This window comes from Pseudomonas sp. TMP9 (genome assembly GCF_037943105.1).
In the GTDB taxonomy this organism is placed as follows: domain Bacteria; phylum Pseudomonadota; class Gammaproteobacteria; order Pseudomonadales; family Pseudomonadaceae; genus Aquipseudomonas.
This window is the reverse complement of the sequence record NZ_CP149803.1, coordinates 3,369,549-3,383,657: the sequence shown is the minus strand read 5'-3', so window position 1 is coordinate 3,383,657 and position 14,109 is coordinate 3,369,549. Positions and strand designations below refer to the sequence as shown.

Below are 14,109 nucleotides of genomic sequence, written 5' to 3'. Positions count from 1 at the left end.
CAGAGGCTTTTCTAGGCGCGGCGCTCCTTTGAGATAGCCGTCCTCCATGTTTGGTTCCAACGACGACAAGAAGAACCCCGCACCCTCTACGCCGGCCTCTGCCGAGAAGCCCACTGAGAAAAAAGACCTGTTCGGTTGGCTGCGCAAAAGGCCGCAAACCCCGGCTGGCGATGAGTCGCCCACGGTGCCTGTCAGCGAGCAGCCTAGTGCCCCGGCAGCGCCTGCTCCGCCTGAGCCGCAAAGCGAAGCCGCCCCGGATGCTGTAAAAACCCTCGACACGCCTGTGGCTGAACCGCAGCCTGCTCCGGTTGCTCCGGTTGCTCCGGTTGCTCCGGTTGCTCCGGTTGCTCCGGTTGCTCCGGTGGATCAAGCTGCTCCTGCTCCTGCTCCTGCTCCTGCTCCTGCTCCTGCTCCTGCTCCTGCTGCGTCCGCGCCGGCTGAGCCTGACTCGCAGGTACCAGCAGCGCCACGAACCTCGCGTTTTCGCATAAATGCGGGCAGCGAAGTCCTGCATGCCCATGTTGATCTGGCCGCAGTCGCTGAGCCGGTTATCGAGCCGCCCGTACCGGTCGCACCTGTGGTCGAACCGACAAAAACAGCCGAAGAAGCTCGCGCCGGTTTTCTTGAGCGTCTTAAGCAAGGCCTGTCGAAAACCAGCGCCAGTTTGGGCGAGGGTATGGCCAGCCTGTTTCTGGGTAAGAAGGCCATCGACGATGACTTGCTGGAAGACCTAGAAACTCGCCTGCTGACCGCCGATGTCGGGGTTGAGGCCACCACCGCGATCATCGGCAACCTGACCAAGCGTGTGGCGCGCAAAGAATTGGCTGACAGCGGTGCGCTTTACAAGGCGTTGCAAGACGAATTGACCGCGCTGCTGAAGCCGGTCGAGCAGCCGCTGAAGATTGATAGTAGCAAGCAGCCCTACGTGATTTTGGTCGTTGGCGTAAACGGGGCCGGCAAGACCACCACCATCGGCAAACTGGCCAAAAAACTTCAGCAGGACGGTGAGAAAGTCATGCTGGCGGCTGGCGATACCTTCCGCGCCGCTGCTGTTGAGCAACTGCAAGTGTGGGGCGAGCGTAATCAGGTGGCGGTGATTGCCCAGCACACCGGTGCCGATTCCGCCTCGGTGATTTTTGACGCTGTGCAAGCGGCCAAGGCGCGCGGCATGGACGTGCTGATCGCGGACACCGCTGGGCGGCTGCACACCAAAGACAACCTGATGGAAGAGTTAAAAAAGGTTCGTCGGGTGATCGGCAAGCTCGACGACACCGCGCCCCACGAAGTGCTGCTGGTGCTGGATGCGGGCACCGGGCAGAACGCGATCAATCAGGCCAAGCAGTTCCACCAGACTGTCACGCTCACCGGCTTAGCCCTGACCAAGTTGGACGGCACTGCCAAAGGTGGGGTGATTTTCGCCCTGGCCAAGCAGTTTGCCTTGCCGATTCGCTACATCGGCGTCGGTGAGGGCATCGACGACCTGCGCACCTTCGAGGCCGAAGCCTTCGTTCAGGCCCTGTTCGCGGAGAAATAGGATGATCAAATTCGAGCAGGTCGGTAAGCGCTACGCCAATGGCCACGTTGGGCTGCACGAGCTGAGCTTCCAGGTGCGTCGTGGTGAGTTCCTCTTTGTCACCGGCCATTCCGGCGCCGGCAAGAGCACGCTGCTGCGTCTGCTGCTGGCGATGGAGCGACCGAGCAGCGGCAAGCTATTGCTGGCCGGCCAAGACTTGTCGCACATCACCAACGCACAAATACCTTATTTGCGTCGGCAGATTGGTGTGGTGTTCCAAAACCATCAACTGTTGTTTGATCGCAGCGTGTTCGACAATGTGGCGCTGCCACTGCAGATTCTTGGCTTGTCCAAAGATGAGATCGGCAGCCGCGTGCGCACCGCACTGGAGCGCGTATCGCTGGCCGATAAAGCCGATCAATCGCCCGGCGACCTGTCCACCGGTCAGCAGCAGCGTGTCGGTATTGCCCGCGCTGTGGTGCACCGGCCGGCCCTGCTGCTGGCGGACGAACCTACGGGCAACCTCGACCCACGTTTGGCGGCGGAGATCATGGGCGTGTTCGAAGACATCAACCGTCTGGGCACCACCGTACTGATCGCCAGCCACGACTTAGCGCTGATCGCGCGCATGCGCCACCGCATGCTGACATTGCAGCGCGGCCGTTTGATTGGTGATGGGGAGGCCTTCGTATGAGCGCTACTCGCATGCCGCCGCCGCAACCTGCCCAGCGCGTGGGTGCTGCGCCGAAGAAGTCGGAGTCGCCGACGCCGGATGATGACCCACGCTTTTCTCACCAACTGCATGCCTGGCTAGAAAGCCACCGCGCCAGTTTGGTCGACAGCCTACGCCGGTTGGCCAAGCAGCCCATTGGCAGCTTTTTCACCTGCCTGGTGATGGCCGTGGCCCTGAGTTTGCCCATGGGGCTGGCGCTGCTGCTGGATAACGTTGAGCGCTTAGGTGTGTCTTGGCAGCGTGCGGCGCAGATTTCCCTCTTTTTACAGATCGACGCCAGCGAGGCTCAGGGCCAGGCGCTGCGTGAGCAAATCGGTGCCATGGACGATGTGGCTGAAGCTGAGTGGATCAGCCGCGAGCAGGCGCTGGCGGAGTTCCAGCAGCAGTCAGGCCTCGGTGAAGCGCTAAAAGAACTGCCGGATAATCCGCTGCCTGGGGTGATTGTGGTGACCCCGCAAGAGGTCGATAAAGTTGCCCTCGAAGCCTTACGTCTGCGCTTGGCCGAGTTGCCACGGGTACAGCAGGCGCAATTGGACCTGCTTTGGGTCGAGCGTCTCAGCGCCATGCTCAAGCTGGGTGAGCGGTTTGTATTCGGTCTAACCCTGTTGCTGATCATGGCGTTGCTGCTGGTAATTGGTAACACCATCCGTCTGCATATCGAGAACCGCCGCACTGAGATTGAGGTGATCAAGTTGGTCGGTGGTACCGACAGCTATGTGCGCCGGCCCTTTCTTTATATGGGTACGCTCTACGGCTTGGGCGCCGGCCTGCTAGCTTGGCTGTTGTTGGCTTATGGCCTTGGCTGGCTGAACGATGCGGTGGTGCGCTTGGCGGATTTATACGGCAGCGATTTCGCCTTGGGTGGTGTGCCGATGGCCGATGGTCTGTCCCTGCTGCTCGGCGCGGTACTGTTGGGCTATATTGGCGCCTGGCTGGCGGTTGCGCGGCACTTGAATGAATTGTCACCTAGGTAGTAAGTTATTGTTTTGCCTGATATTGACTATGTGTAAAGGAACTTGTGCGCGCGCACAACGTCTCATCTGTCAGTGCTAAACTGCTCACGATTTCATAAGTCGGAGGATCCAAATGTCCACTTCTTTGCAACCTGTTCATGCGCTGGTCCCGGGTGCCAACCTTGAGGCTTACGTGCATGCGGTAAATGGCATTCCGCTGTTGACCCCTGAGCAGGAGCGCGAGCTAGCGGAAAGTCTCTTCTACAAGCAAGACCTCGAAGCCGCTCGGCAGATGGTCTTGGCTCACCTGCGCTTTGTGGTGCACATCGCCCGCAGTTATTCCGGTTACGGTTTGGCCCAAGCCGACCTGATCCAGGAAGGTAACGTTGGCCTGATGAAGGCCGTTAAGCGCTTCAACCCAGAAATGGGTGTGCGCTTGGTGTCATTCGCGGTGCACTGGATTCGTGCTGAGATCCACGAGTTCATTCTGCGTAACTGGCGCATCGTCAAAGTCGCCACAACAAAGGCGCAGCGTAAATTGTTCTTCAATCTGCGCAGCCAGAAGAAGCGTCTGGCTTGGCTGAACAACGAAGAAGTGCATGCCGTGGCCGCCAGCCTCGGCGTTGAGCCGCGTGAAGTGCGCGAGATGGAAAGCCGCTTGACTGGCCACGATATGGCCTTCGATCCAGCCGCTGAGGCTGACGATGAAAGTGCCTTCCAGTCGCCGGCGCATTACTTAGAAGACCATCGCTACGACCCGGCGCGCCAGTTGGAAGACTCTGATTGGACCGACAGCTCTACCGCCAACTTGCACGTGGCGCTCGAAGGGCTTGATGAACGCAGCCGCGATATTCTTTACCAGCGCTGGTTGGCCGAGGAAAAAGCCACGCTGCATGACTTGGCGGCCAAATACAACGTGTCAGCCGAGCGCATTCGTCAGCTGGAAAAGAATGCGATGAATAAGCTCAAGGGCTCGATCGCCGCCTAAATTGCACGACCGTCAGAAGCCGCACCTAGTGCGGCTTTTTTCTGCCCAAGGAACGCCCTAATGAAATTGCCGTCCATACGCCCTCAGCAATGGCTGATTTTCGCGCTGGTCGCCGCCGTGTTTTTTGCCTGGGGGGCGTGGCTGATGAGCCCGCAGCCAGCGGCGCAACCCTTGCCCTGGCTGGCGCAATGGCAAACCGATGTGCTCACCCCTCTGGCCGATGATCGGCTTAGCTTGGTGCACCTGCGTGACGCGCTAGAAGGTGATTTGTGGCTGCAGCCAAATCTGGATGGCGCGCGCCTGCTGTATCGCGGGGAGTTTGAGGATGCGCAAGGCAATTGGTCTTTGGAGGCTGAAGTTGGCCTCGAGCAAGCCGAACGTGACAGTTTACTGGCCGCCGCCGGGCTCAAGCCCACAGATAAAGCGCAACCTCTCGGCCGGCAAATGCTGTTGCCGCTGGCCAATCGGCCGATTATTGCGCTGACCCTGTTGCCGCCGGCACCGCTGGATGCGGCGCGGCTAGCCGCCAGCATCGGCCAGCCGCGCCTGACGCTGGAGCTGGCCGAGGGTCAAGCCTGGGTGTATCCCGAGTTGGGTATGACCGCCCACTTGCAGGATGACGAGCTGTATTTTCTCTACGCCGTACCGCGGCATCTACTTAAACAGCGCTAGTTTAGACGCCGCTGGGGAGCCACTCACGCAACCAGTCGGGACGGTTTGGCTGCAAGCGATTGAGGTAATGGCTGCCGCCCAGTTGCCACATCTGCTGGCGAATCCAGCTGGCGCGGCGGCTGATGTGTGCGCTTGGGCGGCTGGCGCTCCAGTCGCGCGGGTTGGGCAGTACCGCGGCGAGCAAACTGGCCTGCTGGCGTGACAGGTAGGGCGCGCCGATGTTGAAGTGATGCCGCGCCGCAGCCTCAGCTCCGAACACGCCATCACCCCACTCAACACTATTGAGGTACACCTCAAGAATCCGCTGTTTGGGCCAGAGCATTTCAACCAGCCCGGTGAACCACACCTCGAAACCCTTGCGCAGCCAGCTGCGCCCCGACCAGAGAAACAGGTTCTTTGCCACCTGCTGGCTGAGCGTGCTGGCGCCGCGCAGTGTCCCACCCTGCTGATTGTGCGCCAAAGCGGCCTGAATGGCGGCTACATCAAAGCCCCAGTGCTCGGCAAATTTCTGATCTTCACCCGCGATGACGGCCATTTTCAGGTCATCGGGCAGTTCACTCCAGGGTCGCCACGTGCGTTGCAGGTCAATCGGTTGGTTGTTCAGCCACGACTCAACCTTGCGCTCCATCATCAGCGCCGTACCGGGTGGCGGCACCCAGCGCAGCAGCAGCACCAGTAATACCGAGCCGATAGCCAGCCAGAGCATAAGTTTTAACAGGCGACGGAAGAGCGAGCGAACCATACGAGCTTGGCCAGGGTGAATTTGCCGGCCATTATAGCCAGCCTCGTTTAAATCGCTGGAGTGATGCATGGCACGTCTGTGGTTATTACTGTCTGCTTGTGCCGGTTTTACCGGGGTCGCCTTGGGCGCTTTTGCGGCGCATGGGTTGAAGGATCAGCTGACGCCGGCCTATCTCGCGGTATTTCAAACCGGCGCGCACTATCAACTGGTGCATGCATTGGCGCTGTTTGGCGTCGGGTTACTGGCCTTGCTGCGCCCCTCACGTGTGGTCAATGTTGCTGGCGCGTTATTTGCCGTTGGCGTGCTGCTGTTCTCTGGCAGCCTGTATGCGCTGACCTTGAGCGGCATCTCGGCGCTAGGCATTATCACGCCCTTCGGTGGCGTGGCGTTTCTGGCGGGTTGGTTGTGTCTGGGCCTAGCGGCGTGGCGGCTGGCTTAGTGCAACACCGCTTGGCCCGCAGGTCAGAACGCGGGGTGCGCGCCAGCCGTTAGTCTTGGTCAGCGCCCATGATCAGGCTAGAATGCCAGCCCTTTTGCACGTTTTGACCGAGCCGTCATGCACATCCAGTTAAACGGTGAAACAGTTGAATTACCCCAAGATGAAACCGTTGCCGGCTTGATTAGCCGTCTGGATCTGGCCGGTCGTCGCGTGGCAGTCGAGCTCAACTTAGACATTGTGCCGCGCAGCCAACACGCCACCACCGCGTTGCGCGAAGGTGACCAGGTTGAGGTGGTGCATGCCATTGGTGGCGGTTAAGACCCGCTAGCAGCGTTGCCATTGATGATTGCCGAGCACTTCACAAGGATTAACCATGAGTCACGTTGTCAACGATAAGCCCTTTACCCTGGCCGGCCGCACCTACCAATCACGTTTATTGGTCGGTACCGGCAAGTACAAAGACCTCGAAGAAACCCGTTTGGCCATTGAGGCATCAGGCGCCGAGATCGTTACCGTGGCAGTGCGGCGCACTAATATTGGGCAAAATCCTGGCGAGCCTAACTTGCTGGATGTAATCAGCCCTGAGCGTTACACCATCCTGCCGAACACAGCGGGTTGCTACGATGCTGTTGAGGCCGTACGCACCTGTCGTTTGGCCCGTGAACTGCTCGACGGCCATAAGTTGGTTAAGTTGGAAGTGCTGGCCGATCAGAAGACCCTGTTCCCTAACGTGATCGAAACCCTCAAGGCCGCCGAAGTGCTGGTCAAGGATGGTTTCGACGTGATGGTGTACACCAGCGATGACCCGATCATCGCCCGCGAACTGGCCGCTATGGGTTGCATCGCGGTCATGCCATTAGCTGGCTTGATCGGCACCGGCCTGGGTATTTGCAACCCTTACAACCTGCGCATCATCCTGGAAGAAGCCACCGTGCCGGTGCTGGTTGATGCGGGTGTGGGCACTGCGTCTGACGCCACCATCGCCATGGAGTTGGGCTGCGAGGCCGTGCTGATGAACAGCGCGATTGCCCATGCGCAAAATCCGATTCTAATGGGTAAGGCCATGAAACACGCGATCATCGCCGGGCGCATGGCTTACCTGGCCGGACGTATGCCGAAGAGGCTGTATGCCAGTGCCTCTTCGCCGCTGGACGGAATGATCTAAAGACGCCTGTCGAGTTTGACGCAGTACACCAGCCGCAATACGTAATAGGTTATTGCCGCGTTTTTCCTCGTCAACTCGTCGGCTTTTCCACGGGTAAAACTGCTAATACTGCCTCCGCTCGGACCTCTCGCCACACGCGATTATGTTCGGGCCGCGCCTGATAACGAGCACAGCATGACTGAATTGCAGCAACAGCCTGAGCCGGCTGAAGACACCTCCAAGCATCGTCCGATCAAAAGTTTTGTGATGCGGGCTGGGCGCATGACTGAAGGTCAGCAGCGCGGTCTTGATCAAGGCTTGCCCAGATTTGGCCTCGCATTAGCGGATGGTCCGCAGGATTTTGATGCGCTGTTTGGCCGCACGGCGCCGCGCACCTTCGAGATTGGCTTTGGCATGGGTCATTCGACGTTGGAAATGGCCGCTGCAGCGCCGGAGCAAGACTTTATTGGGGTTGAGGTGCACCGCCCAGGCGTTGGCGCACTGCTCAACGGCTTGATGACGCAAAACCTCAGCAACATGCGCGTCTACACCTGCGATGCGCTGGAGGTGCTGCGTCACTGCGTGGCTGACGCCAGCCTGGATCGCGTCTTACTATTCTTCCCGGACCCGTGGCACAAAGCGCGGCATAACAAGCGACGGATCGTTCAGGCTTCATTTGCTGAGTTGGTCCGACACAAGCTTAAGGTCGGCGGTGTGCTGCACATGGCCACTGACTGGCAGCCTTATGCGGAGTACATGCTGGAGGTGCTGGGCGCAGCGCCCGGTTACCAGAACGTGGCTGAAGACGGCCACTATGTGCCACGCCCGACAGAGCGCCCGACCACTAAATTCGAGCGCCGCGGCGAGAAGTTGGGCCACGGTGTGTGGGACTTGAAGTTCCAGCGCATCAGTTGATTGACCCGCGTTGAGCAATCAACGCAGCACGACCATAATTGCAAGGGTGATTGCAGAGATCGGAACAATCCGACGCAGGCCAGGACGGCGCCTCACCAAGACGGCCAATATATCCAAGTACAAGCCTGGGACATAACAACAGCAGCCCCGCCTCTGGCCAGGCTGCGAGGAGATCGCTGTGTTGAGAACGCTTTCAATTCTGCTGCTAGCAACCTGTGCGCTGCAGGCGCAGGCCAAAGTCGACAGTGTCCAAGCTGCACGCTTGGGCCAAGACCTCACCCCATTGGGCGGTGAGCGTGCAGGCAATGCGGCCGGCACCATCCCCGCGTGGGACGGCGGTCTGGCGCAGCCGCCAGCCAACTTCCAGCCGGGTATGCACCATCCAGACCCTTACAGCAGCGATGTCGCGCTCTATCAGGTTAACAGCCAGAACATGGCGCAATATCAAGCGCAGCTACCGGCTGGCTTAAAAGCGCTGTTGGAAAAGAACCCGCAATACTACCTGCGGGTGTTCCCGACCCGTCGCAGCGCCGCTGCGCCGCAGCGCATCTATGACGCTACGCGCTTTAATGCGCAGGCCGCTGAGCTGATTTCAGGCGGTAATGGTGTTGACGGGGTGGCCGCCGGCATTCCCTTCCCGCTGCCGAAAACTGGGCAGGAAGCCATCTGGAACCACATCATGCGCTACCGTGGCGACCAGATAAGTTTTGTCACCAACCAAGCTGCTGTGCTGGCCAACGGTGCCTACAACCTGCTTAAGCTGGAACGCGATATTTACTTCCTTTACGGTCGTGAAGGCGTCACTCCGCAGGACCTAGACAACACCCTGTTCTACTACAAGTACAAAGTGGTCGCGCCGTCCAAGCTGTCCGGGTCGGCATTGGTGGTGCAAGAAACCCTTGACCAAGTGTTGGCCATCCGTAAGGCGTGGCGCTTCAACCGAGGTGAGCGTCGCGTACGCCGCTTACCGATGCTCGCTTACGACTCCCTGCAGCCAGACACCAACGGCATGGCCACGGCTGACGTGGTCGACTCCTACAACGGCGCTCCGGACCGTTACGAGTGGAACCTGATCGGCAAGCAGGAAATGCTGGTGCCCTACAACAGCTATGCCGTGCACCAGAAGGGCATTCCCTACGACAACATTCTGCGCAGCAACAGCGTCAACCCTGAACTACTGCGCTACGAGTTGCACCGCGTGTGGGTGGTCGAGGCTGATTTGCGCAAAGGCTTTAGCCATCCATACGCCAAGCGCCGCTTCTATATCGACGAAGACAGCTGGCAGATCCTCGCTGTCGATCTTTACGATAAGAGCGGCGCACTGAGTGGCCTGCAAGAAAGCCACCCAATCAGCTACTACGATGTACCGATGTTCGGCAGTACCTTGGAAACCATCTACGACTTCAAGGGTAAGCGCTACTTCGTTGATGGCCTGGATAACAACGAGCCGATGTACAACTTCAAAGCCACGCTATCGCCCCGCGATTTTACCCCGCAGGCACTGCGCCGCGAAGGCAACTAAGCCTCTAGCAGACGCAAAAAAGCCGCCCAATTGGGCGGCTTTTTGCATCTGCTGTGTGCTCAATTACGGTCGGCGAGGATGCCGATGATAAAGAACACCAAAATCAGCATCGGCGCGAGGGTGAAATTGTTGAAGAAGCCCAGTCCCTTGGCCAGATAGGGCGTGGCGAAGATGATCAACAGGCCGTAACCCACCGCGCATAGCAGGACAAAGATCAGCGTACGAAAGATGAAGTTCATGCTGCTGGTGTTGCGCTGCACCCACGCGTTGATGCCAGGCCCGAACAACACCAGCAGGGTCGCCATAATTGTCAGCGCGATGTCGTAAAGGTGGCTGCGGCTCCAGCGGGACAAGATGACGATCAAGTCGAGTAGCAGATCCATCAAGGTTTCCTTAGCCAAGGCGGCGTATACGTTAGGGCAGAAAGTGTTGCAGCAAGTCATTGAGAAACAGCTGGCCTTCACGGGTCGCGCTCAGGCGGGATGGGTCGCTGATTAGCAGGCCACGTTGCTCAGCGTCGGCACGTGCTGCAGCAAACTGGGTTAGCGGCAAGCCGGTGCGCTGAGTAAACAGCTCGCTGGCGGCGCCGTCGGTGAGGCGCAGCACGTTCATTAGAAACTCGAAGGGCAGCTCATCGACCTCTAGGGCGCGCTCGCCAGCGCTGAAGCGTTTGCGAGTGTCCAGGTAATCCTTGGGCAGGCGGGTTTTCCAGCTGCGGCTGATGCGCCCGTTCGGGTTGCTCAGCTTGGCGTGGGCGCCAGCACCAATGCCGAGAAAATCACCAAAGGTCCAATAGTTGAGGTTGTGCCGCGCCGCTTTACCGGCGTGGGCATAAGCCGAAACTTCGTACTGTGCGTAGCCTTCAGCGGCCAGCAGGGCTTGACCCGCTTCCTGGATATCCCAGAGCACGTCGTCCTCGGGCATTACTGGCGGCTGGTTCCAAAACACCGTGTTTGGCTCCACCGTCAGCTGGTACCAGGACAGGTGCGTCGGGCCTTGGGCGATGGCGATACGCAAGTCATTGAGGGCATCGTCAATGGACTGATCTGGCAGGCCGTGCATCAGGTCCATGTTGAAGTTGTCGAAACCGGCGGCGCGAGCCATATCAGCCGCGCGTACCGCTTCATCGCCATTGTGGATGCGCCCCAGCGCGATCAGCTTGGGTGCCTGAAAACTTTGCACGCCGATCGACAAGCGATTAATGCCCAGGTGGCGGTAGTCACGGAACTTGGCCTGCTCGAAGGTACCAGGATTGGCTTCTAGGGTGATTTCGATGTCCGGAGCAAAGGCGATGCGTTGTTCCACGCCTTCTAGCAAGCGTCCAAGTGCCTTGGCTGAAAATAGGCTGGGCGTGCCGCCGCCAAAAAAGATCGAGGTGAGTGCGCGGCCATGGACATGCTCAAGGTCAGCCTGCAGATCGGCAAGCAACGCATCAACATAGGCGTCTTCGGGCAAATTAGGCCCTGCGGTATGCGAGTTGAAGTCGCAATACGGGCACTTCTTTACGCACCAAGGGATATGAATGTAGAGCGACAGCGGCGGCAGCTGAAAACCCGTCTCCCCTTGGGATAGACGCTGGGGAGAGGAGGGCAGGCTCACAGCAAACCTAAGCGTTGTTTCAGTAGGCTCATGGCACGGGCGCGATGGCTGATTTGGTTTTTATCGGCGGCCGGTAATTGCGCGCTGGAGCAGTTGCGCTCGGGCACCCAGAACAGGGGGTCATAGCCAAAGCCTTCTTCGCCTTGCGCGGCATGCAGAATGCGCCCATGCCAGAGGCCCTCGCAGATGATCGGCAGCGGGTCATCGGCATGCCGCACCAGTGCCAAGCAGCACACGAACTGCGCGCCGCGCTCTGCATCCGGCAGCGCTTGCATCACGTCAAGCAGCTTGGCGTTGTTGGCGGCATCACCCTGGCCATCGGCATAGCGCGCGGAATAGATGCCCGGTGCCCCGCCGAGAAAATCCACCGCCAACCCGGAATCGTCGGCCAACGCGGGCAGGCCGGATAAACGCGCGGCATTGCGTGCCTTGAGGATGGCGTTTTCGATAAACGACAAGCCGGTTTCTTCCGGCTCAACACGTGAAAATTCGCCGACCGAACGCACACGCACGCTGGCGCCGAGCATGGCTTGCAGCTCTTTGAGTTTGCCGGCGTTATGGCTGGCCAGCACCAGCTCGTTGAAATCCATCATGTATTCAGGGCCATCATTCGTCGGGGAAAACTTCTTGGTTGAACTCGAGTGTGTGCGCCACGCCGTCGGCCGCGCTAACCGTGAGGCTGAAACGCAGTAATTCCTGCTGAGTAAACGGGAACTGCGCCAGGTAATAAATCGCCTCGCCTTCGCTGACCCGCTTAAACGTTAGCGTATGGCTGCGCCCGACCAAGTCCTTGACCACGCCGCTGACGCTGGCGTTGCTGGCCTTGCCGGCTTTTAGCACGGAAATATTCACCACGCCTTGGGTTTTGCTGCGGACCAGGTTGTTGGCGGCGGCGATATCCGGTTGTAAAAAGCCGGAGTTAAACGCGATGTAGTGCACATCCAAATCACCGAAGCTCTGTTTGCGTTCAGCCAGCGCGGGCAGGCTCAGGCACAAGGCGATGAACAGTAAGGCGATGCGTTGCATGGTGGCTCTCCAAGTGAACAGCGGGCTGAGATAAGACCGCTTAGGTAACGCTGTTGACGCCTGTGCTGGCTTGACCGCTGATGCGATAAATTCCGATCTCACCCAGCAGATTTGGCCACAGGCGGCTGGCCCAGCCGTGCCGGTGATCACGGTCCACAGCTAAGCGATCTTTGATGGTTGCGCCTTGGTCGTGGCACAGGTTTTCGAAGTCTTCAAAGGTACAAAAATGGATGTTGGGTGTATTGAACCAGGTGTAGGGCAGAAAGTCCGACACCGGCATGCGACCTTTTGTCGTCAGGTACCAACGGCAACGCCAATGGCTAAAGTTGGGAAAGGTAATGATGCAGGTTTTACCAATCCGGAGCATTTCTGCAAGCACTTTGTCGGGGTAATGCAAGGCTTGCAGCGATTGGGTCATGACCACCACATCGAAGCTGTTGCTGGCGAAGTTGCTCAGTCCTTTATCGAGGTTTTGCTCGACGACGTTGACGCCCTTGCTTACGCACTGGGCGATATTGTCCGCATCAATTTCCAAACCGTAGCCGCTGACCTGTTTGTGTTCGGTCAGCCACGCGAGCAGTTCGCCATTGCCGCAACCGAGGTCGAGGACCCGGCTGCCAGCAGGAATCCACTCTTGGATGATTTCTAGATCCGCGCGCATGGCTACACCTTAATCCGTTTCATATAGCTGTCGAATGCCTGCAGGTAGCGCGGGATCGGGATCAGGAACGCGTCATGGCCTTGGGGTGCATCGATTTCCAGGTAGCAGACGTTTTTTTGCGCTGCGATCAACGCATCGACGATTTCCCGCGAGCGGGCCGGCGAAAACCGCCAATCGGTGGTGAATGACATCACGCAGAAGTCGGCGCTGACAGCGGCCAGAGTCTTGGCCAAGTCGCCATCATGATTGGCCGCCGGGTCGAAGTAATCGAGCGCCTTGGTCATCAGCAGGTAGGTGTTGGCATCGAAGCGGGTGGAGAACTCCTCGCCCTGATAGCGCAGGTAGCTTTCCACCTGAAACTCGACGCTGTGAAAGTCGTAGTTGAGCTTTTCACTCTTCAAGCCACGGCCGAATTTCTCGCCCATGGCGTCATCTGACAAATAAGTGATGTGCCCAACCATGCGCGCCAGCATTAAGCCGCGCTTGGGGATCACGCCCTGTTCTTGGAAGTGCCCACCGTGGAATTGCGGATCGGTGAGGATCGCCTGGCGGGCGACTTCGTTGAAGGCGATGTTCTGCGCTGAGAGCTTGGGCGCCGAGGCAATCGCCAAGCAATGGCGCACCCGCTCGGGGTAGCTGATGGCCCACTGCATGGCCTGCATGCCACCAAGGCTGCCGCCAACTACAGCGGCCCATTGACTGATGCCCAGGTTGTCGGCCAAACGCGCTTGGCTATGCACCCAGTCTTCTACGGTCATGACTGGGAAGTCGGCGCCAAACGGTTTGCCAGTGGCCGGGTTGACGCTGCTGGGCCCGGTGGAGCCGTTGCAGCCGCCAAGGTTATTCAGGCTGACAACGAAAAATTTGCGGGTGTCGATCGGCTTGCCGGGGCCGATGCAACTGTCCCACCAGCCGGGCTTGCGCTCATCCGCGCTGTGGTAGCCAGCGGCATGGTGATGGCCGGACAAAGCATGGCAAATCAACACGGCGTTGCTGGCCGTAGCGTTAAGCTCGCCATAGGTTTCATAGATCAGCTGATAGTCGGCCAAGTCGCGCCCGCAGGCCAGTGCCAGAGGCTCTGCGAAGTGCAGAACCTGCGGGGTTACCAGGCCAACGGAGTCTTGGGGGAAGGCAGTGGACATCGACCCTGCTCTAAATAAACAAAGAGCCGCAGTCTAAAGAGCGCCGCCCCACGCGGCAAG

17 protein-coding genes are annotated in these 14,109 nt (G+C 59.0%); 10 read left to right on the top strand and 7 right to left on the bottom strand.

The window, feature by feature from the left end:
* Positions 1–46: 46 nt before the first annotated feature.
* The 5 genes from ftsY to WF513_RS15890 all read left to right on the top strand — a co-directional run bounded on the left by ftsY (position 47) and on the right by WF513_RS15890 (position 4,859).
* Positions 47–1,534, top strand: a complete 1,488-nt coding sequence (gene ftsY, locus WF513_RS15910; protein ID WP_339080376.1) for a signal recognition particle-docking protein FtsY — start codon at positions 47–49, stop codon at positions 1,532–1,534.
* Position 1,535: 1 nt separating this feature from the next.
* Positions 1,536–2,207 carry a cell division ATP-binding protein FtsE gene (ftsE, locus tag WF513_RS15905; RefSeq protein ID WP_339080375.1) on the top strand — a complete coding sequence of 224 codons (672 nt, stop codon included), beginning with the start codon at positions 1,536–1,538 and terminating at the stop codon, positions 2,205–2,207.
* Positions 2,204–3,220, top strand: coding sequence for a permease-like cell division protein FtsX (gene ftsX, locus WF513_RS15900; protein ID WP_339080374.1), 1,017 nt, complete (start codon positions 2,204–2,206; stop codon positions 3,218–3,220). Before ftsE ends, ftsX begins: the two co-directional genes overlap by 4 nt.
* A gap of 112 nt (positions 3,221–3,332) precedes the next feature.
* Positions 3,333–4,187, top strand: a complete 855-nt coding sequence (rpoH, locus tag WF513_RS15895) for an RNA polymerase sigma factor RpoH (RefSeq protein WP_339080373.1) — start codon at positions 3,333–3,335, stop codon at positions 4,185–4,187.
* A gap of 60 nt (positions 4,188–4,247) precedes the next feature.
* Positions 4,248–4,859, top strand: a complete 612-nt coding sequence (locus tag WF513_RS15890; protein WP_339080372.1) for a hypothetical protein — start codon at positions 4,248–4,250, stop codon at positions 4,857–4,859.
* Position 4,860: 1 nt separating this feature from the next.
* On the opposite strand, the gene mtgA is transcribed toward WF513_RS15890, so the two are convergent.
* On the bottom strand, positions 4,861–5,601 hold the full coding sequence (gene mtgA / locus WF513_RS15885) for a monofunctional biosynthetic peptidoglycan transglycosylase (RefSeq protein WP_339080371.1): 741 nt from the start codon (positions 5,599–5,601) through the stop codon (positions 4,861–4,863).
* A 67-nt stretch (positions 5,602–5,668) separates the two neighbouring features.
* On the opposite strand from mtgA, the gene WF513_RS15880 reads away from it, so the two are divergent.
* From WF513_RS15880 to WF513_RS15860, 5 genes are all read left to right on the top strand, one after another.
* Positions 5,669–6,040, top strand: a complete 372-nt coding sequence (locus WF513_RS15880) for a DUF423 domain-containing protein (protein WP_339080370.1) — start codon at positions 5,669–5,671, stop codon at positions 6,038–6,040.
* A 117-nt stretch (positions 6,041–6,157) separates the two neighbouring features.
* Positions 6,158–6,358: a sulfur carrier protein ThiS gene (gene thiS, locus WF513_RS15875; RefSeq protein WP_339080369.1), complete on the top strand. Its 201-nt coding sequence runs from the start codon at positions 6,158–6,160 to the stop codon at positions 6,356–6,358.
* A 55-nt stretch (positions 6,359–6,413) separates the two neighbouring features.
* Positions 6,414–7,205 (top strand): thiazole synthase, encoded by a 792-nt coding sequence (locus WF513_RS15870; protein ID WP_339080368.1) that lies wholly within the window; start codon positions 6,414–6,416, stop codon positions 7,203–7,205.
* Between the two features lie 174 nt (positions 7,206–7,379).
* Positions 7,380–8,099, top strand: coding sequence for a tRNA (guanosine(46)-N7)-methyltransferase TrmB (trmB, locus tag WF513_RS15865; RefSeq protein ID WP_339080367.1), 720 nt, complete (start codon positions 7,380–7,382; stop codon positions 8,097–8,099).
* Between the two features lie 178 nt (positions 8,100–8,277).
* Positions 8,278–9,621, top strand: coding sequence for a DUF1329 domain-containing protein (locus tag WF513_RS15860; RefSeq protein WP_339080366.1), 1,344 nt, complete (start codon positions 8,278–8,280; stop codon positions 9,619–9,621).
* A 59-nt stretch (positions 9,622–9,680) separates the two neighbouring features.
* On the opposite strand, the gene WF513_RS15855 is transcribed toward WF513_RS15860, so the two are convergent.
* From WF513_RS15855 to WF513_RS15830, 6 genes are read right to left on the bottom strand one after another with little or no spacing between them, the layout of a single operon-like run.
* Entirely contained in the window at positions 9,681–10,004 is a 324-nt protein-coding gene (locus WF513_RS15855) for a DUF3392 domain-containing protein (RefSeq protein ID WP_339080365.1), read from the bottom strand.
* A gap of 31 nt (positions 10,005–10,035) precedes the next feature.
* The gene (gene hemW / locus WF513_RS15850) at positions 10,036–11,214 is read right to left on the bottom strand and encodes a radical SAM family heme chaperone HemW (protein ID WP_339083625.1); all 1,179 of its coding nucleotides are present in this window, start codon (positions 11,212–11,214) and stop codon (positions 10,036–10,038) included.
* A 2-nt stretch (positions 11,215–11,216) separates the two neighbouring features.
* Entirely contained in the window at positions 11,217–11,813 is a 597-nt protein-coding gene (rdgB, locus tag WF513_RS15845; protein ID WP_339080364.1) for an RdgB/HAM1 family non-canonical purine NTP pyrophosphatase, read from the bottom strand.
* 13 nt (positions 11,814–11,826) lie between these two features.
* Positions 11,827–12,246, bottom strand: coding sequence for a DUF4426 domain-containing protein (locus WF513_RS15840; protein ID WP_339080363.1), 420 nt, complete (start codon positions 12,244–12,246; stop codon positions 11,827–11,829).
* Positions 12,247–12,286: 40 nt separating this feature from the next.
* A complete protein-coding gene (metW, locus tag WF513_RS15835) occupies positions 12,287–12,907 on the bottom strand; it encodes a methionine biosynthesis protein MetW (RefSeq protein WP_339080362.1) in 621 nt (206 codons plus the stop codon).
* Between the two features lie 2 nt (positions 12,908–12,909).
* Positions 12,910–14,049: a homoserine O-acetyltransferase gene (locus WF513_RS15830; RefSeq protein WP_339080361.1), complete on the bottom strand. Its 1,140-nt coding sequence runs from the start codon at positions 14,047–14,049 to the stop codon at positions 12,910–12,912.
* Positions 14,050–14,109: the final 60 nt, after the last annotated feature.

Excerpts from the sequence above, each read along its gene's own strand:
- ftsY (WP_339080376.1), top strand. The coding sequence starts at position 47 with ATGTTTGGTTCCAACGACGACAAGAAGAACCCCGCACCCTCTACGCCG.
- ftsE (WP_339080375.1), top strand. The coding sequence starts at position 1,536 with ATGATCAAATTCGAGCAGGTCGGTAAGCGCTACGCCAATGGCCACGTT.
- ftsX (WP_339080374.1), top strand. The coding sequence starts at position 2,204 with ATGAGCGCTACTCGCATGCCGCCGCCGCAACCTGCCCAGCGCGTGGGT.
- rpoH (WP_339080373.1), top strand. The coding sequence starts at position 3,333 with ATGTCCACTTCTTTGCAACCTGTTCATGCGCTGGTCCCGGGTGCCAAC.
- WF513_RS15890 (WP_339080372.1), top strand. The coding sequence starts at position 4,248 with ATGAAATTGCCGTCCATACGCCCTCAGCAATGGCTGATTTTCGCGCTG.
- mtgA (WP_339080371.1), bottom strand. The coding sequence starts at position 5,601 with ATGGTTCGCTCGCTCTTCCGTCGCCTGTTAAAACTTATGCTCTGGCTG.
- WF513_RS15880 (WP_339080370.1), top strand. The coding sequence starts at position 5,669 with ATGGCACGTCTGTGGTTATTACTGTCTGCTTGTGCCGGTTTTACCGGG.
- thiS (WP_339080369.1), top strand. The coding sequence starts at position 6,158 with ATGCACATCCAGTTAAACGGTGAAACAGTTGAATTACCCCAAGATGAA.
- WF513_RS15870 (WP_339080368.1), top strand. The coding sequence starts at position 6,414 with ATGAGTCACGTTGTCAACGATAAGCCCTTTACCCTGGCCGGCCGCACC.
- trmB (WP_339080367.1), top strand. The coding sequence starts at position 7,380 with ATGACTGAATTGCAGCAACAGCCTGAGCCGGCTGAAGACACCTCCAAG.
- WF513_RS15855 (WP_339080365.1), bottom strand. The coding sequence starts at position 10,004 with ATGGATCTGCTACTCGACTTGATCGTCATCTTGTCCCGCTGGAGCCGC.
- rdgB (WP_339080364.1), bottom strand. The coding sequence starts at position 11,813 with ATGATGGATTTCAACGAGCTGGTGCTGGCCAGCCATAACGCCGGCAAA.
- WF513_RS15840 (WP_339080363.1), bottom strand. The coding sequence starts at position 12,246 with ATGCAACGCATCGCCTTACTGTTCATCGCCTTGTGCCTGAGCCTGCCC.
- metW (WP_339080362.1), bottom strand. The coding sequence starts at position 12,907 with ATGCGCGCGGATCTAGAAATCATCCAAGAGTGGATTCCTGCTGGCAGC.
- WF513_RS15830 (WP_339080361.1), bottom strand. The coding sequence starts at position 14,049 with ATGTCCACTGCCTTCCCCCAAGACTCCGTTGGCCTGGTAACCCCGCAG.